The following is a 21566-nucleotide window of genomic DNA, read 5'->3' as shown; positions in this document are numbered from 1 at the left end:
CAGGCCATGGAGGCAATTATTGATGAAACCATCGGCATCGCCCGCTATCTCACGCTAAATCGCCCGCAGCAGCGCAACGCCATCAGTTTGCAAATGGTAGATGAGCTTCTGCAAAAACTCGCAGAAGCGGAAGAAGATCCGCAGGTGCGAGCGTTGGTACTGCGGGGTGCAGAACACAACTTCTGCGCCGGTGGCGATATTGCCGATATGCTCAATGCTCAGCAGGGCGCGAGCGATGGAAATAGTGATGTGTTTTTTCACCTAAACCGTCGTTTCGGTGAACTGATGGAACGCTTTAATCGCACCCCTTTAATAGTCATTGCCGTATTGGAAGGTGCCGTAATGGGCGGTGGTTTCGGGCTCGCTTGCAGTGCCGATATTGCCATTGCCGATCGCAGTTGCCGCTTCGCCCTTCCGGAAACCCGCCTGGGTTTACCGCCTGCACAAATTGCTCCCTTTGTCGTGGCACGGGTCGGTCTCTCCCAGGCCCGGCGCCTGGCCCTCAGCGGAGCAAAGGTCAATGCACAGCAGGCTTTGGAAATTGGGTTAATCCATCAGTTACTCGATAATTCCGAAGCCCTTGAAGGCGCGCTGCAGGAACACCTGGGCGCGATCAATGCCTGCGCTCCCGGCGCTCTGGCAACGACCAAGCAAATCTTGCTGGATGCGGCGCGGGTGAGTGATGAGACTGCCCTCAGCCAACTGCTCGACGGCGCTGCGCAACAGTTTTCCCGCGCAATTCAAGGCCATGAAGGGCGCGAAGGCGCCCGTGCATTTCTGGAAAAACGATCACCGGAGTGGCAGCACTGATGTCGACAACAGAGACCCTGTTAATCGCCAATCGCGGCGAGATCGCACTGCGAATTATGCGCACTGCTCAGGCGGAAGGCTATCGCACAGTCGCCGTCTACAGCGATGCGGACTGCGATGCACTTCACCCACAAGCTGCCGATATCGCCGTAGCCATTGGCGGGCAGACTTCGGCGGAGTCCTATCTGGATATCCAAAAAATTCTCGACGCGGCTAAAAAATCCGGAGCCACCGCCATCCACCCCGGCTACGGCTTTCTCGCTGAGAATGCGGAATTTGCCAGCGCTTGCGAAGAGAGTGGACTGAGTTTTGTTGGCCCGAGTGCCGAAGTCATAGAACTGATGGGCAACAAACGCAAAGCCAAGGAGTTTGTTGCCGCAGCCGGCGTACCCTGTATTCCCGGCTTCCAGGGTGCCCAGGACGACGACACCCTGATCGCCGAGGCGCGGCGCATTGGCTTCCCATTAATGATCAAAGCCGCCGCAGGCGGTGGTGGGCGCGGCATGCGCCTGGCTCACGGAGACAACGAGCTGGCCTCCCAGTTACGCGCCGCCCGCAGTGAATCCATGAGTGCATTTGGCAGCGACGAGTTAATTCTGGAAAAGGCACTGGTCAACGCTCGCCATATCGAAATCCAGGTGTTTGCGGATCGTCACGGCAACTGTATTCACCTGGGGGAGCGAGATTGCTCCGTACAACGACGCCATCAAAAAGTGGTCGAAGAGTGCCCTTCCCCTGCGGTCGACACCCAGCTGCGGGAAAGAATGGGGCAAGCCGCAGTCGACGCCGCGCGAGCCTGCGGTTATCTAGGCGCGGGCACCGTTGAGTTTCTACTCTGCCCCAACGGCGAGTTCTATTTCCTGGAAATGAACACCCGGTTGCAAGTGGAGCACCCGGTAACAGAAATGGTAACCGGTTTTGACCTGGTAGCTTGGCAACTGGCAGTAGCACGCGGCGAAGCCCTGTGCGTTTCCCAGCAGAGAGTCACCCAGCAGGGGCACGCCATTGAAGTCCGCCTGTATGCCGAAGACCCGGAACAACAATTCCTGCCCCAGGCCGGAAAAGTACTCCACTGGGTAGCGCCAAAGGGACAAGGAATCCGTATCGACCACGCATTGAAAAATGGTTGTGAAATTACGCCATTTTACGACCCCATGCTCGGCAAATTAATTGCCTGGGGGCAGGATCGAGAAGAAGCTCGGCGCAAGCTAACCCAAGCCCTGACCCGGCTGGAATTTATCGGCCCCAAAAACAATATCCATTTCCTGCAGAAGATCCTGGCGGAATCACAGTTTATCTCTGGCGATGCCGATACCAGTTTTCTCGACCAAAAAAGCACGCTGACATCCGCAGAACCAGTTCCAGCAGTAATTGCAGCCCAAGCCACATTACTTAATCACTTGCACCAAGCCAACCCTCAGGATCAGCGTAGCGGCCGCAGTGACTGGCGCAGTGGCGACAACAGCGTGCCGATCAACTACCGACTGGAAATTTCAGGACAAACCCTAAACTGTGAGCTGCTGGCGTTAGTAGATAATTCTTATCAAATCTCAGTAGGCGACCAACAGTTCCTGATTCAGTGGGTCCATTTTGAGAAATCAAAAAAAGAAAGTGGAGTTTATAGTGCTGAACTCCTGCTGGATGGCGTTAGCCAAAAGAGACTGTTCCTAGCCAACCAAAGTAATCTGTATGTCCTGTTAGACGGCAGGCAATTTCATTTTGTCGATATCACCCACGCCCCGGCCAAATTGAGCCTTAACGAAGGCAGTGGCCGCATCACGGCTCCTATGGACGGTTGCCTGGTGCAGGTATTGGTTGAACCCAATCAAAGCGTTCAGCGGGGAGACACTATCGCCTTAATGGAAGCCATGAAAATGGAGCACGCCCTGCGCGCAGACCGTGACGGTACCGTAATTAAACTGGGCGCCTGTGAAGGAGACCAGGTACGCGGTGGCCAGCTGTTAGTTCAGATCGAAGCCGCTCCCACGGAAACCGCCAAAATCCCCAGCGACGCTACTTCCTAAAGGAGATCAGCATGTACGATATTGATGCCTCCCGTATGGCAAGCCCCTTCTGTGACGAAGGCCATCAGGAATGGCGCACCCAGTTGCGCCGCTTTGTCGACCGCGAGATTACTCCCTACATCACTCAATGGGACGAAGATGGCCAACTACCCGCCGAGCTTTGGAAAAAAGCCGCAGAAGTTGGCCTTCTACAGATGAGTTACCCGGAAAACTACGGCGGCATCGAAACCGATGTCTTCCATATGATTGTTGCCGCAGAGGAGTTAGCCCGCCCCGGCGCTGGTGGCCTCTACGCCAGCCTGATGGTCCACGGCATTGCCCTGCCCCCATTACTGCACTATGGCAGCGAGGCCCTAAAAGATCAGGTTATTCCCTCGGTATTACGTGGCGAAAAGCATATTTCCCTGGCTGTTACCGAACCAGGCGCAGGCTCCGATGTAGCCAATCTCCAGTGCCGCGCAGAGCGTGATGGGGATGACTATATCGTTACCGGCGAAAAGACCTATATCACCGGCGGTATGCGCGCTAACTGGTTTACTACTGCGGTGCGCACTGGCGAGGAAGGCTTCGGCGGTATCTCCCTGCTCTTAATCCCTGCGGATGCCGAAGGCGTTAGCAGGCAGCTTCTCGATAAAAAGCAGGGCTGGTGGTGTTCTGATACGGCCAGTATCTTTTTTGATCAGGTGCGCGTGCCCGCGAGTAATCTAATTGGCGGTGAGAACCAAGGTTTCTTGCCCATAGTGCACAACTTCAATCGCGAGCGCCTGGGCATTGCCGCTTCCTGTGTAGAATTCAGCCGGGTCTGCTTGCAGGATGCCATTGAGTGGGCCCAGGAGCGCCAAACTTTCGGAAAGCGTCTAGCCAATCACCAGGTGATTCGACACAAATTTGCCCAGATGCTTCAACGCATCAATGCCACCCAAGCCTATCTGGACCTCTGTGCCTGGGCAGAGCAACAACATCAGCTCAAAGTAGCGGATATCGCACTACTCAAAGTCCAAGCCACAGAAACCCTTGAGTTCTGCGCTCGGGAGGCTATGCAGGTGTTGGGCGGCGCAGGCTATATGCGCGGCAGCCGTGTTGAGCGTATATATCGTGAAGTGCGGGTGAATGCGATTGGTGGCGGATCTGAAGAAATAATGCGGGATCTAGCGTCCAGGCAAATGGGGATTTAGTAAGTGTAAGACCCCCTGAAAACATTCATATTAATAATTACGAAGCTTTATTTGGGGTAGTTACTTTGACTCAAGCAGCAGCAACTTCTTAAGAGAACAGTTAACTACCCACTTTATAACCATCTTAACAACTACTAGAGGAATAAAAATATAGAGATAGTGAAGAGAATTGTGTGATATTTAGAAAATTCATCCCAAAAATTCACTTTCCCAAATAGTATTTCTGCATAAGGATCACCAAAGATCCAATCCGGCCTCTCCCCTCGAGCCAACCTGTTACATACAGTATGAAAGGCATAAAAGGAAGAACCCCTCGGTTTGAAAAACAAAGCCATCGGACTTCCATCCCTAAGCCATTTTTCATGGTACCTCTCAAATTGGTACTTAATCAGATCAGATAACTTTAGGTGACTGATTAAAATCGTAACTGGGAAGGAAAAAACCACTATAGTAAAAAAGTTAAACATAGCCCAATTCGGGAAACCAACTTATATAGCGCTGACACTTACTCAAAAATTAATTGGTACCCAACTGTGTAGCTCAGGCTCGCAATAACACGAGCCCGAGATCAGACTTAAATGCAGCTACCCTTACTTCTTGTCCTGAATGAAATCCCTTACCTGCTCACTTAGTACGGCCATAGGAACATTGCCATTTCTCAGAATGATTTCATGGAAGTCCTTAATATCGAAGTCTTCACCAAGTTCATTTTGCATCAGTTCTCGCAAGGCGAAAATCTCGAGGGCACCAGAATCATAAGAGGTAAGCTGCGCAGGCATAACCGCCATTCGGTCCATCAGAGTCCTCGGGCCTTTTGCAAATGAAGCGCCAGAATCCTGCAAAAACTCCGCAACCTTTTCATCACTCCAACCGAGTACATGCATTGCGGTGTCCGCTACCATACCTCGCGCAGGCCATGCTCTCCTTAGGATCTTGGTTGACCCATACTGATACATTCCCGCTTCCTCCGCTAGATGTTCAGAGTACCTACCCCAACCTTCAGCAAAAGCAGAGTTAGACAAAGCATCTTCTATTTTGTGAAACTTTTCTTGCTCTTGTACGAGAGCAATTTGCATATGATGGCCCGGGTACCCTTCGTGGATAGTAACCTTCTCTGCAGAAGCGTAAGACTCATCCTTGTAAGTTGTCGGATCATATCCAAACCTCGCCTTGCGCTCCTTGGTGCCCGGAATATAGTGTGCGCTGCGACCTGATCCCTGTTCATGCTCAGGGATAGCTTTTACTTCCATTTCGATCAAAGGCATTTCATGGAAGAAGTCAACGGTTAAATCTCTAGACTTATCTACCAGGCGCTCATAAAACTGATGCATTTCATCAGCGCTATTAAATTTCTGAGTTTTATCCTCACTGGCCCTTGCCACTGCCTCAGAATAGGAATCTACTTGATAGAACTCCTTGCCTAAGCGAACCACTTCGCTCTTGTTTGAGTTGACAGCCCTTAAACCCAACTCAAAAACTTCTTCAGGTGTTCTCTGCAAAGTCGTATAAGAACGATACTGAGCCATATAACATTTACGGCCATTAGGAATCGCATGGATACCAAGCTCCGCTCTGGCTTCAGGTAAATAGGCAGACTCTAGAAAATTCTTGTAATTCTCCATTGAGGGGATAACGTAATCTGAAAGCACCTGTTTAAATGCAGCTTCAAACTCAGGGTCCCCAGCTTTCTTCGCTAACCCCAAGAACGGGTGCTCATCGATAGGTACTTGGGTCAAGCCATCAACTTGCTGAATGACTCGCTTAACCACACTCTGAGGTGCGGAGTAACCTTGCTCTAACCCCCGGCGGAGATTGGCTATTTCTTGCTCATAGTAACGAGCCGCGTCAAGCCAACGTTCAATCGCATCTGCCTTTTCTTGGGCTGTTTCAACCGGCTGAACCTCGGTCAAAAAGCCAAGAATGATATGAGGCCCAAACATATGATCAACAGACCAGAGTTCAGTCTTACACACCCTTAGGCCAACATTGGACTCTAATCGCTCTTTTAGTTTGAAGTAGAATACCTTCTCTTGATCACTTTTTAGACCATTAAGATCTATCTCTGCCAATTTATTGAGTATTCTGTCCTCAGATGCCGCTAGAGAGGCAGCGTTACTGGGGGAGTTACTTAAAAAAAGGTTGTGCCTGTCCAGCTCCATATCTGAGAAGTAAGCGTACGGCTGGAAGTTTTCTAAATAAGCTTCAGCATATTGATCCGCTAGATCATGGAGTAGCGCCGAGTTGTCAATAGCTTCCCTACCGGCCACATCAGTTTGGTTATCAGTAACTGAGCACCCCATTAGGACCGATGAAACTACCAATACACCTAAACCCGCTCTTTTTACATTAATCATTCTTATAAGACCGCAACATAAAACTCATTAAAAAGGTTTCTATAAAGAAAACTTCAATTTCCTATTTTATAGTAGGCACTGTAACAAAATGAGTTTCAACACCTCAAATGCGGAATATCGGCGAAGCGAGGATATTTATAGATAAATCCCAGGGATAGAGCGTGAAACTCGTTTAATTGGCAGAGTCACAAGTAACAAGCGCTAGCAACTTGACATAGAGACCACCTAAGCCTCCATTAACCTATGCACTTGAAGGGTATGGCGATGCATAAGAAGCCCACTTTAATAAAAATGGGCTTCTTAAAGAACAGTAATTCCTTATAACACCGATGAATGTTACTTCATTTATATTACGGCACTAACTGGTAGCTATTACCTAAGTCGTCTTGTACAACCTCAGCAATACCATTGATGGCGGAGACTTCTAATGGCTCACTTAGAATGCGACTTCTAAATGTCCAGCCTTCTGGCAGATTGAGGCGACTTCCCAGGTCTTTCAAATCGTCAAACTGAAGATCAGAGACCTCAATACGACTAAATGATTGCATAATATACACCTGCCCATTGATATCAGTTAGCTCATAAACACGGCGACCTTCATAAAACAACCAAGTATTATTCCTTAGTACTTGTCCAGGAATATAGGAAACACTCTCTCCGAGATCAGAACTATAATTCATGGTAGTCAATAAGCGCATTTCTAAGTCACCAAAAAAACGGTATTCATCATCCGGACTGGGTGAGACAATATCGCCACCTAAAATTTCATCCACCACAAAAAAACGCGGCCCATTAGGGATTGCAAAAAGCGCACCATACTCAATTTCTATATCGTTGAAGTTGATAGTATCCCACTGACTTTGGGGACAAAAATTAACACCCGGGGTACCCCAAATCTCTGTTGACTCCTCAGCTCCGTCTAGATAAGACAGTAATATCTCACAATAGCGAAAATTAAAGAGTGGACCGCCAGCTTGCAATGGTTCCTCAACCGTAGTATTTCGCAAGAAATCTAAAAAGTGTATGGCCAATTCCTCGCCTACATCGTCTTGAATAAAGTGGCCTGCAGCAAAGCGCCTATGATCACCATCATCCGAACCTGGTACATGCTCCACCCACTTCTGTTGCGTTTCAATACTCCCCAAGTTGATATCATACTCACCGGCATTAAACATAAATGGGTTGTGAAAAGCTCCAAGTGTTTTCCAGGCAGAAAAATTCTGCATTTCAATGCCTACCATCATCGCAGGAAATGCTCGTATTGCCGCTTTATACTCAATATTTGGGTAGGGGGCGTTATACGCAAGTACTTCCTCATCACTTAGCAGGTTAATAGTCAATGTTTGTACCACATCTCCAGCAATTAATTCCGGTACACTAGAAGCATAGTTAATCCATTGTTGGAATCCCTCCACCCTGTCAGTCGATTTTGAAGTAAAGAATGTTTCTGCATCACCCAGTGATTCATCAATCTCAAAAGTCGGGTATATATAAGGATTTCCCCCCAATGGAATCACCGGAAGGTCACCATTCGCGACAACTAGCCTTCCGATAACTTGTGGCATATCACCTGCAATACGAAGACCAATAACACTTCCCCAATCTTGTACAAATAGATTAATATCAGTTAAATTTAACTTATCAATAAACGCCTTAGTCCAAGCAACATGTTGTTCATATTGATGAACTGTGACGTCGATCGGCTTGTCTGACCTTCCCATTCCAATATTATCTGGTGCAATCACTCGGTAACCGGCATCAGCAAGGATCGGGATCATTTTTCGGTATAAATAGGACCAGCTGGGTTGGCCATGTAGTAACAATATAACTTCGCCATTATCAGGCCCAACATCCACGTAATGCATATTTAAGCCGTCAATTTCTACGTAACTTGGCTCAAATTCATATCCTGAAAGGGAGTCAAAACAGGCATCGGGAGTAACAATATATTCCAAACCCGTAGCGGTTGCATATATTTCACTTTCAGACAATTTACAAGCATCGCTATTTGGACCTGTAACTAAGGGAATCTCTGTCCCTGAGACATCTTCAGAGTCATCCGAGTCACAAGCAACCAATAGGGAACCCAAAAAGCAGATACCGAACAGGCACCGGAATAGAGAGATATATTGGGGAGTTATAGATATAGAGACAAAAGAATAATTCATAATATAAACCTTCCTTTTACATTAAATATAAATTCCTTTAACTGGAGAGGATATTCATATCACCATCAGATCATCCACCTATAACAGAATTGTGCGGATGGTGAAAATCTCCGCACGACCAGAACTGTTGGAAGTTTTATCATTAATTAAACAGGGAAAACTCAATAAAAAAGCACATGACTAACCTCCGCCAATTTAAGAACCTGAGATACATAAACTTATGCTTAGATACTTAAAAATTTGCTTGCAATCGAGAATGTTTTGTATGAACGGTGCATATTTCAAGCTCAATGGAGCAAATGGCAAGTTTCTTTCATATAAGATTACCTATATCATTCACTGTTGATATTCTGATATATAAAATCGATATTGAATGCAATATAGGCAAGGAACCTTGTTTGAATTTCGCAAAATAAATAAGATCCAAGCATGGATATTTCTTCTAATTTGGCCATGGGTGAATATCTTTATCGTCTCTGCTACACTTTATTCACTTGAGTCACTAACCCCCCACCTCTTCCTGTTGGCTACAGCTAAAATATGGGGAACATTTATTTTTTGTCACCTTCTTTTCATTTTTATTGAAAATCTTCCCAACAGCCCTCTACGATTATTAAAAGAAAAACATACCTACTTACTTAGACCAATTGTAGTCATTTTTCTATTTATAAGCATTGCACCGATCGTAGAACCCCCATTAACTTTTAAAGTACCTGATATTAAAATATTACCATTGGCGATAATACTACTTGAATCCACAGTTTATATTTTTGCCATATATATATTTCAACAGCAAAGTTTCTTCTATCGCTCGCAGCTTCATGCACAACAGGCAGAGCTACAAATACTTAAAATGCAATCTAATCCTCACTTTCTATTTAACACCCTAAATTTGATTGCATCAGAAGTCATTCAGCACCCATCAAAAGCTAAAGAGCTCATTTACAGCCTTTCCGATTTATTGCGCGACACAATCAACTTAACCAAAACCCAATGGATAACTATTGAGGAAGAACTAAGATTAATCGAGTTATACCTCTTGCTGCAGCAAAAGCGCTTTGAGGATCGATTCACCTTTGATATTGACTGCCCACAAAATTTGAATGGAATGAATATACCGTCATTACTACTAATGCCAGCTGTGGAAAATGCCATAAAGTACGGTATTGCACCCTACGCTAAAAGTGGTCATGTGAGTGTAAATGTCGAACTAAATAATAGCTACATAGAAGTGGAAGTTCAGGATACAGGGGCATGCTTTGATGACAAGAACATTACCTATGGTGAAGGATTACGTATTCTAACTCAAACATTAAGAGTCAACTTCAGTGACAACCACGCCCTCAAGTTAAATTCAAGCGGTGAAGGAGCAAGTTTGAAAATTCGCTTCCCACAAGTAAATTCATCCATAACCCCGTAGATTGAAAATGGCGAAAATGAATACTAAAAAAGTAATTATTGTCGATGATGAACCTGCAGCAAGATCCAATCTAATAGAAGTAATTAACACCTTCGATGAATTGAAAGTTGTGGCGCAAGTAACTGATGGAAAGTCAGCAATAAAGCAGATCGTAACCAAAAGCCCTGATATCGTTTTCCTTGATATTGAAATGCCAGAGGTGAATGGCTTTGATGTGGCCAATGCAACTCAACATATAAACTATCAACTTGTCTTTCTAACAGCCTATCAGCACTATGCCCTGCGTGCGTTCGACACAAATGCAATCGACTATTTGACAAAGCCTGCTCATCCAGAATTAATAAAGAAAAGCATTCGCAAGATATTACGGCAAGAGATGTATGCCTTAGGGCAACAGACGTCTTCGACAAGCGGAAACCGATTGGTTTTGAGTGATTACAATCAAATGAAGATATTTGAATATGACCAAATTAACTATATCGACAGTATCGGTCGTTATCGTCGCATCCACCTTACCGAGACAGGAGTTAAATCCCACAATACAAATACCATTATTTCAGATATGACACTTGACAGTTTCAGTGAGCAGCTACCTAAGGAAACTTTTTACCGATTACATCGAAGCTACATCATTAACAGCCATAGAATCCTTGAATTAAAGTTACAGTCACGACGCCATTTTGTCCGACTTTCCGGAACAGATACACTTATCCCAGTATCTCGCAGTTTTCTTTCCATCTTAAAGGAGAGTATTAAAGTCTCAGCTAGCTCTCTAATTCGGTAATAGATGGCTCTAAGTAATCCCACAAATACTGCTATGAAATTACTCCGAGCCTCCATAATCCCAGAAACCTACATGTTCTTTTTAAGGAAACTGATGATCGACCCAAAAATAGCTCTATGGTGCTCACTATCAGTAGGGCCATGAGCCATATCTGGATATAGTTTCCACTCATAGTCCTTATCAAACTTACTTAACATCATATTCATGCGGTACATATGTTCAACATCAACAGTTTCATCCTTCTCACCATGAATAATAAATACAGGCCTTTGAAGGTTTTGTGCCAGATATACCGGTGAAATGTCCTTCAGTTTGCCATAGTCTTTAACAGTATCTCCAACATTCTCCTGCATCCACTTACTTTGAGCCTCAGTTGCATAGGGTGAGTTCAGGTAGAGGTTAACATCTGTGACACCGGCCACACTGACTGCACAGCGGAACAATTGCTGGTGTTTGATAGCCATCATTAGTGCAGCATATCCACCATAACTCATTCCAACAGAACAAATTTCCGAAGACAAAATATCGCTTCGGTCACTTACCACCTTTGTTGCTTGAAATATATCTTCAAGCATTAAGTTACCCCACTGGTGAACACCCGCTTCCTCCAGCTCAGTTGAATAACCACTCGACCCTCGATAATTCACCCTTAAAACGGCATAATTATTCGCCACAAAGAACTGTGTATAGTAGTCAAAATACTGATGGTCAAAAACGCCAAGAGGACCACCATGTGGCATAACTATAAGAGGGAATGGCCCGTTACCTTTTGGCATGGTCAATATATAGGGAATATCCAATCCCTCCACTTTAACCTGCTCGTGGTATTGGCGACTCTCAAGCTGATCATTTAAATGTGGAAATTTTGAGGCCACTAGCTGGTCAATTTTCTGGTTTTTCCTGCTAATGAAATAACGTCCTGGCTGGCCGTGGCTCTCACTATAGTAAAGTTCTATAGTACTATCGAGGCTTCTTCCTACTGTTGTTTTTAGTAGACTCGCCATGCCATTTTTTTCTTGTCTATCCTCATCAATATATTGATATTCTAACCGTCCATTATGAACGACTTTTACACCAATCAACTCCCCTGTCGATTGCTCTATTACCAGATCGATAATATCGTAGCTATCAGATCGATAAGCTATGCTCTGTTCTCCACTAGTGAAATTGCAGCGGTAAACTACCCGATCTTTCTCCGAATTAGTATCTAAACAAAAGTAAGTTCCAGGCTCTGAACTTATAGACACCGGAATAAGGACTCCATGCTCTGCTCCGGGAGCGGGCTCCTCTTCCAACTCTTCTTCAGACCAACTCTTTATTGGGGCGGTAGAGTTTCCATCAACAACTTTACTCAGATGAAGCTTGCTGTCATTGAAAAACAAAACGGACTTTGGCTGGCCTGATGGATCAAAAAACCAGCGTATCGCATACCCTTCAACCGACGCCACTTCATTCTGAACTGTAAACTGGCCTCCATCTTTTCGTAAAAGTTTACTTGCTTTCTGTTTAAATCGGTTAAGCTTAGATACGTCAATACTGTATACCTTGGAGTAAATCCCACTTTTTGCATACAGAAAATGGCCCGGCCTGTTTGGCAACGCATGGACCAACCAACCCGGCGTTTTTACCTCAAATATTTCTGGAGGCTGGCCTTCGGAGCCTGATACATCAAGCACTAATAGTCGATAAGCTGGCTTGGTATCTAGTAAATTTTTAACACCCATCTTGACTTCCTTAAACTGGGCAACAAGATACTTTGGGCCAACCCAACGGATAAATTGAATTGATGCATCCCTGGAAGTCAATGTTTCGAGATCAATTAGGGTATGACTAGATCCATCTTTACGACTCCAAATATCTAACTTTTGACTAGCGTCACTCTGCTTAATGGACGCTACCAACCTTCCATCTGGACTAACCTGTGCTGTTATAGTATCAACCGATTTAAAGTAGCTTTCTGCTGGCATTGCTACTACTGGACCAATTTTCACCAGAATGCATAACAAAACCAATAAAGCCCCTCGAAAAAAAACAATCATTGATTTATCTCCAGAGGACTTAACCAACTTTGCAAGAATTCATCTTGCACTCCCGCACCAGATACCAGAGGATACAACTCAGTTAATGAGTTTAAGGCTTCTTGAACTCCATCTAAATCTGTTGCTATTCGATTTTTGAAATAGACCTCTACCGTATCTGACTTTCTTTGCTTACCTATAAACAAGCTGCCAATATAATTTGTTTTTCCAGCTTCCACATGAAAACGCCATGTGCGCCGCTTAGCAGTATCTAGTTTGTAGGGAAGATTGAAGTAAGGTGCATTTATTTGGGTAATTTGGTACAGGCCAGCAGGGACTGTCATCAGGTAAAAGCCTTCGGACTTATCCTTGAGGCTGACTTTATAACGACCTTTCTTTCGCAGTTTATATTTTTGCCCACTCAGCAGGTATTTATTTCCATTAGCGTACATCTTAGCAAACTCTATTGAGGGCGCAGTACCTCCTACATCGAGCTTTACCAAAACATACCCACGCCCGCCCTCTAACTCAGGCGGACTATCATAGGGTACCAATGACAGCGCCCGAGCAATTACTGATTCAGACACAAGGATTGCCGCAAATATTATGCCTTTAAGAAGAGTATTAACTCCACTTGCCTGATAGCCTATCGGCATCACGCTTCTTAAATTTAGTGTCAAAATAACACTTCCATATGTTTATTTATAAATGAGTGACAACGTTTTGAATACTATCTCAGAGCCAAATGCAATACAATTGGCAAGCTTTGGTTCTAATTATGGAGAATAATATGTCAGGGATGAACGCTCTCAGGTACGTTAAGTCTTGCCCACTTCTTTTAACGGTCTGTTTATTATTTCTACAAGGTTGTGCGGTGCAAGTTAATATGCTACCGGCATTGAAAGAAGACACCCCTATTAACGAACAAGATGGAATTGTTGTCGCCCGAATCATTAACGCATCTGGAGTTGCCCTGCCGTTTAATCAACTCACAATTAACCCGGAAAACTTAAACGAGTCTAAGGCCATAAAACCTGAACGTCTCCTTGCGGATCGACCAAAGCTAAATGGTACAACTGTATTTGCCTCTTCTGTCAAACCAGGGAATTACTCTATTAGTAGCATTCGGGCGTTCTATTCAAACGGTAATGGATGGTACAGCCGTTTCGTAAGTGCAGATGAGAAGCTGGGGACCTTTTCAGTTACGCAGGGTGAGGTCACTGATCTTGGTACTTTGATCTATTATCCAAAGCCACAAGGTGACAGATACCTTGACCTTTTGATTCGCGCGCCTGAATCAAAAGAAGGGGAGGTAATTGCAAAGCACTTTCCATTCATAAAATACGATCCTCAATCAATCAACGGGTGGCATATCGATGAAAATGATGAAGAGCGTGAGTCAGCTTATATATCCATTGCACAGAATCCTCTGACATACAGCGAAGAGTATATTTCCCCTGATAGTTCCATCTACTTTCTTGGAAAGGTCGGCGTATTTATGAAACGTACTCCCGACGGGGACTGGGAGCTTGATGCTGTTGACACCAATCATGAACTAACGGCTATCGCACAAAATAATCATGGTGATCTAGTAGTCGGGGGGAGTGAAGGCGCGCTATTCTGGCGCTCTGCTAAAGGGGATTGGCTAGACATATCATTGGAGCATAATGCTCACATTGAAAACCTGAAACTTCTAGATACAGGAGAGATAGAACTTCTAGTTACTCGCGACTTCGAAGTGAATATCTATAGGGGAGTAGTAGCAAATTCACAAGTAAAGTGGAAACTTTTGAATCAATACTCCTCAAGATCAGGTCAAGGATGGAAGCATATTGCAGAAGTAAAAATAGGGGAAATGAAAGCTCACACCAAAAGTGACCAACATATATATAATACAACTATTTTTGAATTCAACGGCCAGAATTACATAACTGTCCGTGAGCAATCAACGTATGGAAGTATTATATTTTCTCCAATCAATAGCGAAATCTTCATCTATGATCCTGAAAGTTGGATGATTGAAAAAACAGTAGATGATTTTGACCTAAATGCAATTGTTGACGCAGGTGCAGTTCAGTTAGGTGTCGAGGAAGCTGGCTTCTGGTCTTGGACAGGAAAGCCAACCTATTACAAAATTGATAAAAATGGCAACCAGGATAAAATAACTACGTATATTAAAGAATGTAAAGAGAGCAAATCTTCCAGAAATCGCTGTATAAATAGAAATTTCACATTTCGATCCGTTCCCTGGTTCTCAACTGACAATGAAGCCGTTGCGATTGTTGGTTTTTCACAAAGTAACTTTTCCGGTAGGAAAAGTGAAACAGAAAACAGAATCTTAACAACAACGGATGGCGGAAAAAGCTGGATATCTACAGACAATAAACCACCTACAGATTACTGTACATCTATAGTTCCTCTGGTTGCCGATCGTTTATTAGTTTCCTGCGATGGTGCCAATGGTGATTTCTACGAATCAACCGACTTAGGGGCCAGCTGGAACCAGGTAAGACAACAAGATAATTTCTAGAAAAAATAAGGTGGATACAAATATCCAATGTATCCACCTTATTTTGGCTGTAAAATATACTACAGAATGGTTTTACTATAATAGAAAAAATAGTTATTTATAGCTCAAGTCTCTGTAAATCTAGCAGTAAAATGTCGTAGAACTTGCGGCTCATACTCGAAAGCTAACCCCCGCAATTCATTGGCCCGCGAGCTAAGTTCGATAATCGCATCTGCTACATAATCCATATGGTCATTTGTATAGACTCTACGTGGAATAGTAAGCCGCATTAATTCTAGATCTGCTTTCTTTTGTTCACCGGTATCCGGGTCCCGCCCAAGAAGTAAAGAGCCAATTTCCACAGCCCTGATTCCCGCTTCTAGATAGAGCGCATTGGTTAACACCTGTGCCGGAAACTGCTCTGATGGTATATGGGGAAGAATCTTCGATGCATCTACAAAAACCGCATGCCCACCTGTGGGATATTGAATGGGTACTCCAGCACATCTCAATCGCTCTCCCAGATAGGCCACTTGGCCAATTCGGTAGTTCAAATAGCTCTCATCGGCAGCCTCATAGAGCCCCCGGGCCAGCGCTTCCATATCGCGACCAGCCATCCCTCCGTAGGTCACAAAACCCTCCATAGGGACGCAGCGGGTTTGTACGGCTTGAAACAGTTCCTCATTGTTTCGAATACAGCAAAGGCCACCAATATTTACCATAGGGTCTTTTTTTGCGGACATTGTCAACATGTCCCCATATTGATACATCTCGCGAATAATTTCTAAAATCGATTTCTCTTGATACCCCTCTTCCCTTTGCTTTATAAAGTAAGCATTTTCGCAATATCGAGCCGAATCAATTACCACTGGGATATCATACTTAGTAGCAATTTCATAAACTGCCTGCATATTTTTCATGGACACAGGCTGACCACCAGAACTGTTACAGGTCACAGTAGTTATAATCGCACAGACATTGTGGCTTCCGTGCTCCTCAATAGTGGCAACAAGGCGTTGTAAATCAAAGTTACCTTTCCAGTCGTATGCTGTCGTGGTATCAAAAGCACGTTTATCCACCACATTAATTGCTTTTCCGCCATTTAACTCTATATGCCCTGCAGTAGTATCAAAATGATAATTTGAAATAAATACAGGCTCCGTCCCTCCACGCACTTGACGCATACGCTCAATCAGAGCAGGAAACAAAATTTGTTCTGCTCCACGCCCCTGATGTGTAGGAACAACCAATTTATACCCGAAAAAATGCTCTACTGCATTGCACAAATTGTAGTAGTTTCGGCTACCGGCATAGGACTCATCACCAAGCATCAAACCCGCCCATTGATTATCACTCATTGCACCAGTACCTGAATCTGTCAATAGGTCAATATAGACATCATCACTGCGCAGTAAAAACGGATTTAATCCAGCCTTATTGAGTGCAACCTCCCTATCTTTATAGGTTGTCATCTTGATCGGCTCAACCATTTTTATACGGAAGGGTTCAGGGATTCGCTTCATCACAATTATCCTAACAATACCTGCCATACTGCAGGCAATAACAATCCAATTATTATAAGTAAAGTAATTAGTATAAGAGAAACAGGACCGAATTATATTTTAATTAAAGTTAAGCCCTGTAAAACATCTAAAAACTGCAGAAATACTTCAACGGGATATTGTCCCCTACTGAGATTCAGACTCCTCTGTCAAAAATGATTGTCAAGTATTTCACTTCTTAACTTATGGTACAATAGGCTGCATTATCTATATGGCCTTTTCAGTCACTTGAGTGAACTTATTATCGGGTTCTTAGGTTCACATTTCTTGTGACCGGAAGCCACTCTAGATTTCCCAAGTATCGAGATAAAAGATTATCTAATGACAACTTAGCTCACATTTTAAACATTGATGAACAGAGGTCCCAGAATAGAAACATCTAACTTATAAATGAGGCAGAAGATACTAATTGGATTAGAGCTTATCAATTAGTGATTCTTCTGCCCCACGTCATCTCTCTTAGTTACCTTCTAATTTTGAGAGGTAAAACTGAAAAGCACGATGTGCCACTTGATGACCTATCGCCTGCCCTGCAGGTACTGAAGGCTCAAAGTGTACACCTCCCCATACACGACTGTTACCACAGTCCTCTTCAAATGAAGTCCAGGTAGGGAAATATAGATTCAAGTCAGTTTGTGGTGTTACACCAGGTTCAATCTGAGAGCTGCCAGACAGCGCAGTTACAGAATATCCCAAAGTATCGCCTTGAGGTAAAAACAAGCGGCTTGTCTCGGCATGCGCAGCACAAAAGCTAGCTGATGCGGAGGGATACTCAGGATGATCAGCTACAGGCAGATAGCTAGTCCACTGACTGGCGGGCAAATCATTTACAGTTCCCTTTCCAGCGCCCCCCCAAGCCGTTACAGGTTCATCCTTGTAGATATACCGAACAGCAGAAAAAGGTCTTACTGAGTTATGGCGACGCTTTTCCTTCCAAATCGCAATTGCAGTATCAAAAGCTGCCATATTAGTCAGGAAGTCATAGTGTATGAAATCCATCAGGGATAAACCTTGAGATTCAGATGCAAAAACGGCAGCGAAGCCTAAGCTGAATATCTTCATGTCAAATAGCTCAGCTTTCATCTTCTGCTCATCAGTTAAATTCGCTGATGTAGCCAATACATCATTTACTTGCGCTACGTAACTGGGGTAGTTCCAAATTTTGGATTTAATTGGTATCGGTGAAGTGAACTCATCAGGAGATTCGTAGCTGTAGGGCGTAGTCAAGGCAATTTGAGGAGTTACGAACTGCTGAACCCGAAATACGCCTGGTCGCTCCATTAAAACTGCCGGCTGCCATTTTGATGGAAAACGCAGCTTGTAGGCAGAATTAGCGGGTTTAAAGTCAGTATAATCGGCATAAGGCAAGCGATGATAAAGCTGGTTACCTTCATTACCTAACTGATTCATCCCATCATTGACACGTCCTTCCAGAACTTTTCTACCAGCGTAATTCCCTATACCAATTGGTGTCGTCGTATCTTCTGAAATATTTTCAGGGTCTAATCCTAGCTCAATTAGCATATCATCCCATTCAGATACCAAATGGGGAAATAAACCACTTAGTACTTTGTGGGAAGCATAGGTCAATGCAATATTTAACTCAGCATTATCTGTCGGCTCTGTCATTCGACTAATATCTGAGTAAACGCCCTTTGCTGTCGGATGATAAGGCGCTGTTGCATCAAACCAGGAGTTAGTGATAAGCGTCGTAAAACGGAGTACCAACGTCGCATCATTTGCAGCCGGAGACACTTCGAAGATTGCACAGGCTGCAGCTGGGATTATATTTTGTACCGCAACATTACAAGTTCCTAGCTCTTCAGAGCTACATTTTGGAGGCAATGAAACGTCCTCTAACTGAGGACAACTGATGGCCTGCGCTTGCCAACTTGCTGACACAAATATTAATCCTATAATACTTTTTAAAGCTTTTTTATAAGTTACATCTTTTAGCATTGGATTTTCCTTTTTGCTATATCCATGTGACCAATGTAGCATCCTAACTACCGATCACTTTTTAATGATAAACACCTAAAAACACTTTAAAATAGACTGTTCTCTATACCCTCCCCCATTTCAATAGTAAATGACCATAATTCTCGATATTCTTCTAATGTCAATGCCACCTGAATTATCAGGCCCTAAAATTTAAACCAACAAGTAAGGCAGGCCCTTGAAACTACTTACAAAGTAATTACTTGTAAAGATGCCAGTTCACGGAAACAGTAATTTTTGAGGTTCAAATTATTGGCAAGTTTTTTCAAATATCGGAAACCAGTGTTTTCTCTTAGCAAACTGCAAAGTCAAAAGGTTATGTTTTAGTAAATGTTTTTCGGATTAAATGGGTTGCTGGCTAACCACATATTTTCAACAAACATTAGCCAGCCCAACACAGATAGCAGTAAAAACACTAACACAGCAGCACTTAACACTGTAAATCCAGCACATTTCCATTAAATTGTCTAAATTATACTTTCTACTGATATTAGATATATTGATCTTATTTTATGAGCACCCAAATACTTACAGCACAATTAACCCGAAAATGAATAACGTGGGACTGTCGTTGTAGCCATATATAACAGCATCCACCGTTCGATTTTATTATACTAGAATTATGTTAACTAGGGAGTTACAGGTGCTTACACGATATCTCTTAAACAGTCACTCTCGATCGATCGAAACAAAAGACTCCTTCTCAAAAAGAGTAAAAATAGTTAGCAAGAAGAACTTTATGAACGATAACTTTATACTTTAGTGCCATTCTTGCTAGTACAATGCACCAATAAGCGAAGGTCTAAACGTGAAAGTATTACATACACATCTGAAAGGCTCTGGAAAAATCAGTTATAGTAGCTTTCAGAAATAAGCCAACCAACAATGGATTAGGTTCAGCATTATCAAAAGCATTTTCTTTTGAGTGCGGTCAGATGCTGCGGTCAACTATAACCGGACGCTTTCTCAAGCACGTCTTTCAAATTCGATGGGGCTATGTCCCCCTGTGTTGTATGCATTCTGCGTGGATTGCAATAAGCAATATAGGCCCTCATATCTGTTTCAGTGCATGACTTACCTGGGCCGTCATTATCTAACGATCTTAGCACCAACTAACAATCCGGCATGAATAAAGATCAATTACTACCGTGAGGTATAGTCAGCCCTACAAAGTCCAGATATATGTGATATCCGTAGTCCAAACTTGATTTTTAGTACTCGATGAGAAACCCCTATTCAGAAAATCCTCAGCAACTGTAAGTTGAAATTTGTGGTTAGAGTAAATTGCTTCTTATGTTTTACTGCCAAACCAAGTTTTTCATTAGCTTGCAAACTCTATAGCGCCCAATTTCAAAGCCTTCTTTACGTAGCAACTTCAGTGACCGACGGATTCTGTGGCTCTCATGAGATTCCGCAAATCGGGCTGGTGGGTGCCAACTCAATATGGCTGGCGCTGGTAGTGGTCATTACACAGCTGCCGCTACTGGTGGCGTGGAAGGTTAGTGTCTGGTTTGCGTTGTAGCGCTCGGTGGGGATATAGCTCAACGTGCTACGATCCAACAGGACAAAGCCCATACCCGATGAGCGCTGGGTTGCTTCGGTACCCAGGCGTACATGAAGCAGGTAACCTATTGCCCAGAGGCCGGGGTAGTGGCGTCGCTCCATGCGCTATTACTGCCTGCGATGGTGATGTAATAACCCAGATAGGTATCGTCGCCGCTGGATAGTATTGGCGCATTAATAAAATCGGTATAGGTTGAGTTCGCAATCAAGGTAACCTGATCCGGTACGGCCATGCCCCCCTAAAGGCTGGCTTTGGTAGACGCTTTTGCGGTCGTGAATCAGTTCATATTTTTGCTCGACTCGATCAATATTCACTTTATCAATACGGCAGCACCCTCCTGAAATAGCACCATGTCAACCGCCGTGAATCCCAGGTAACTGTGGGATAAAGTGATGTCAATCTCGCCGCGCTGTTCCTCGAGCATCACTTCATGCACAATCAAAGCGAACCGCATATCAAGCGGGCATTAAAGATATTCCACAATTCAAAATAATCCATCCACTCTAACACCCTCCCTAATTTTCACTATGTAATTACGGCCCTGTCATTTATTCATTACCTGCTATTTTCTTTAAGCAGCAATGCTGAAGCTTGGAGAGAGGGTAGTTATGTCTATCATGTGCCGCTTAGCCCTTTTGACATTAGTTTTGTAGGTTTGATGGGCTAGGGATTTCTGTTTCCAATCATCAATAAAATGGTCATGCCGACAAAAGCACCCTCGTCCCTCTGCAATAATTTTATCTGCATCTTTTCTATCGACATAACCCAGTGTTCTTAAATCTTCATCCGACTCTCGTACATAGTTATAGAACTCCCGACAAACCTTGTCAGACAATATATTTGGCAACCCTTTATTTGAATAAAGCAGCCCGAATAGCTCTCTATTTCGCGCAATATCAACCCTACATTCCTCGGCAAAAACTCGCATATACGCCACATCCGAAAAGGCTCTTTATGACCAAAACTTGTTTCTACATTTAAATATATATCTCGACCTATTTGTGACCTATATTTACTCCTGATAACTTAATAACGACTCTTAAGCGCCCACCAAAATCCACTATAATCAACATTCTTTTCTGAGTAATGTTTCAGGCAAGATTCTGCCTAGATCCCCGCAATAACTGACACAAGTGGCGATAGTGAAGGAGGCCAGCTGGCTGTAGGCTGGTTAGCTTCC

General features: G+C 43.9%; 16 protein-coding genes. 6 read left to right on the top strand and 10 right to left on the bottom strand.

All coding sequences use genetic code 11. From position 1 onward, the window contains the following. Positions 1-6: 6 nt before the first annotated feature. Genes ACJJIY_RS14585 through ACJJIY_RS14575 form a run of 3 tightly spaced genes read left to right on the top strand, consistent with a single transcriptional unit; the run spans position 7 to position 4009 of the window. Positions 7-810 carry an enoyl-CoA hydratase/isomerase family protein gene (locus ACJJIY_RS14585; protein ID WP_445358174.1) on the top strand — a complete coding sequence of 268 codons (804 nt, stop codon included), beginning with the start codon at positions 7-9 and terminating at the stop codon, positions 808-810. Further along, positions 810-2834, top strand: a complete 2025-nt coding sequence (locus ACJJIY_RS14580; RefSeq protein WP_413665472.1) for an acetyl/propionyl/methylcrotonyl-CoA carboxylase subunit alpha — start codon at positions 810-812, stop codon at positions 2832-2834. Before ACJJIY_RS14585 ends, ACJJIY_RS14580 begins: the two co-directional genes overlap by 1 nt. A gap of 11 nt (positions 2835-2845) precedes the next feature. Next, a complete protein-coding gene (locus ACJJIY_RS14575; protein ID WP_413665471.1) occupies positions 2846-4009 on the top strand; it encodes an acyl-CoA dehydrogenase family protein in 1164 nt (387 codons plus the stop codon). 590 nt (positions 4010-4599) lie between these two features. Here the strand turns inward: ACJJIY_RS14575 and ACJJIY_RS14570 are convergent. Further along, positions 4600-6363 (bottom strand): DUF885 domain-containing protein, encoded by a 1764-nt coding sequence (locus ACJJIY_RS14570; RefSeq protein WP_445358173.1) that lies wholly within the window; start codon positions 6361-6363, stop codon positions 4600-4602. Positions 6364-6713: 350 nt separating this feature from the next. Then, the gene (locus ACJJIY_RS14565; RefSeq protein ID WP_445358172.1) at positions 6714-8531 is read right to left on the bottom strand and encodes a haloalkane dehalogenase; all 1818 of its coding nucleotides are present in this window, start codon (positions 8529-8531) and stop codon (positions 6714-6716) included. 394 nt (positions 8532-8925) lie between these two features. Here ACJJIY_RS14565 and ACJJIY_RS14560 point away from each other — a divergent pair, with 394 nt between their 5' ends. Together ACJJIY_RS14560 and ACJJIY_RS14555 are read left to right on the top strand one after the other, a co-directional pair. Further along, entirely contained in the window at positions 8926-9951 is a 1026-nt protein-coding gene (locus tag ACJJIY_RS14560; RefSeq protein WP_444913522.1) for a sensor histidine kinase, read from the top strand. A gap of 7 nt (positions 9952-9958) precedes the next feature. Next, positions 9959-10735 (top strand): LytR/AlgR family response regulator transcription factor, encoded by a 777-nt coding sequence (locus ACJJIY_RS14555; protein WP_445358171.1) that lies wholly within the window; start codon positions 9959-9961, stop codon positions 10733-10735. A 68-nt stretch (positions 10736-10803) separates the two neighbouring features. Here the strand turns inward: ACJJIY_RS14555 and ACJJIY_RS14550 are convergent, their stop codons facing one another. Then, complete coding sequence (locus tag ACJJIY_RS14550) at positions 10804-12774, bottom strand: alpha/beta hydrolase family protein (RefSeq protein ID WP_445358170.1); 1971 nt, start codon at positions 12772-12774, stop codon at positions 10804-10806. Continuing rightward, a complete protein-coding gene (locus ACJJIY_RS14545; protein WP_444905558.1) occupies positions 12771-13433 on the bottom strand; it encodes a hypothetical protein in 663 nt (220 codons plus the stop codon). Before ACJJIY_RS14545 ends, ACJJIY_RS14550 begins: the two co-directional genes overlap by 4 nt. Before the next feature lie 110 nt (positions 13434-13543). Here ACJJIY_RS14545 and ACJJIY_RS14540 point away from each other — a divergent pair, with 110 nt between their 5' ends. Next, positions 13544-15283 (top strand): WD40/YVTN/BNR-like repeat-containing protein, encoded by a 1740-nt coding sequence (locus tag ACJJIY_RS14540; RefSeq protein ID WP_445358169.1) that lies wholly within the window; start codon positions 13544-13546, stop codon positions 15281-15283. A 104-nt stretch (positions 15284-15387) separates the two neighbouring features. Here ACJJIY_RS14540 and ACJJIY_RS14535 read toward each other — a convergent pair whose 3' ends face one another. The 6 genes from ACJJIY_RS14535 to ACJJIY_RS14510 form a co-directional block, all read right to left on the bottom strand. Continuing rightward, positions 15388-16812 carry a tryptophanase gene (locus tag ACJJIY_RS14535; RefSeq protein ID WP_445358168.1) on the bottom strand — a complete coding sequence of 475 codons (1425 nt, stop codon included), beginning with the start codon at positions 16810-16812 and terminating at the stop codon, positions 15388-15390. A 471-nt stretch (positions 16813-17283) separates the two neighbouring features. Beyond that, positions 17284-18783, bottom strand: a complete 1500-nt coding sequence (locus ACJJIY_RS14530) for a vanadium-dependent haloperoxidase (protein ID WP_445358167.1) — start codon at positions 18781-18783, stop codon at positions 17284-17286. Between the two features lie 1440 nt (positions 18784-20223). Then, the gene (locus ACJJIY_RS14525; protein WP_444897617.1) at positions 20224-20487 is read right to left on the bottom strand and encodes a hypothetical protein; all 264 of its coding nucleotides are present in this window, start codon (positions 20485-20487) and stop codon (positions 20224-20226) included. Continuing rightward, a complete protein-coding gene (locus tag ACJJIY_RS14520; protein ID WP_444897618.1) occupies positions 20451-20618 on the bottom strand; it encodes a hypothetical protein in 168 nt (55 codons plus the stop codon). Before ACJJIY_RS14520 ends, ACJJIY_RS14525 begins: the two co-directional genes overlap by 37 nt. 78 nt (positions 20619-20696) lie before the next feature. Further along, positions 20697-20828, bottom strand: a complete 132-nt coding sequence (locus ACJJIY_RS14515; RefSeq protein ID WP_445358166.1) for a hypothetical protein — start codon at positions 20826-20828, stop codon at positions 20697-20699. A 129-nt stretch (positions 20829-20957) separates the two neighbouring features. Beyond that, a complete protein-coding gene (locus ACJJIY_RS14510) occupies positions 20958-21314 on the bottom strand; it encodes a hypothetical protein (RefSeq protein ID WP_445354447.1) in 357 nt (118 codons plus the stop codon). Between the last annotated feature and the right edge of the window lie 252 nt (positions 21315-21566).

This window comes from Microbulbifer maximicatervae (SeqCode) (genome assembly GCF_052468155.1).
This window is presented reverse-complemented; position numbering and strand designations above follow the sequence as displayed.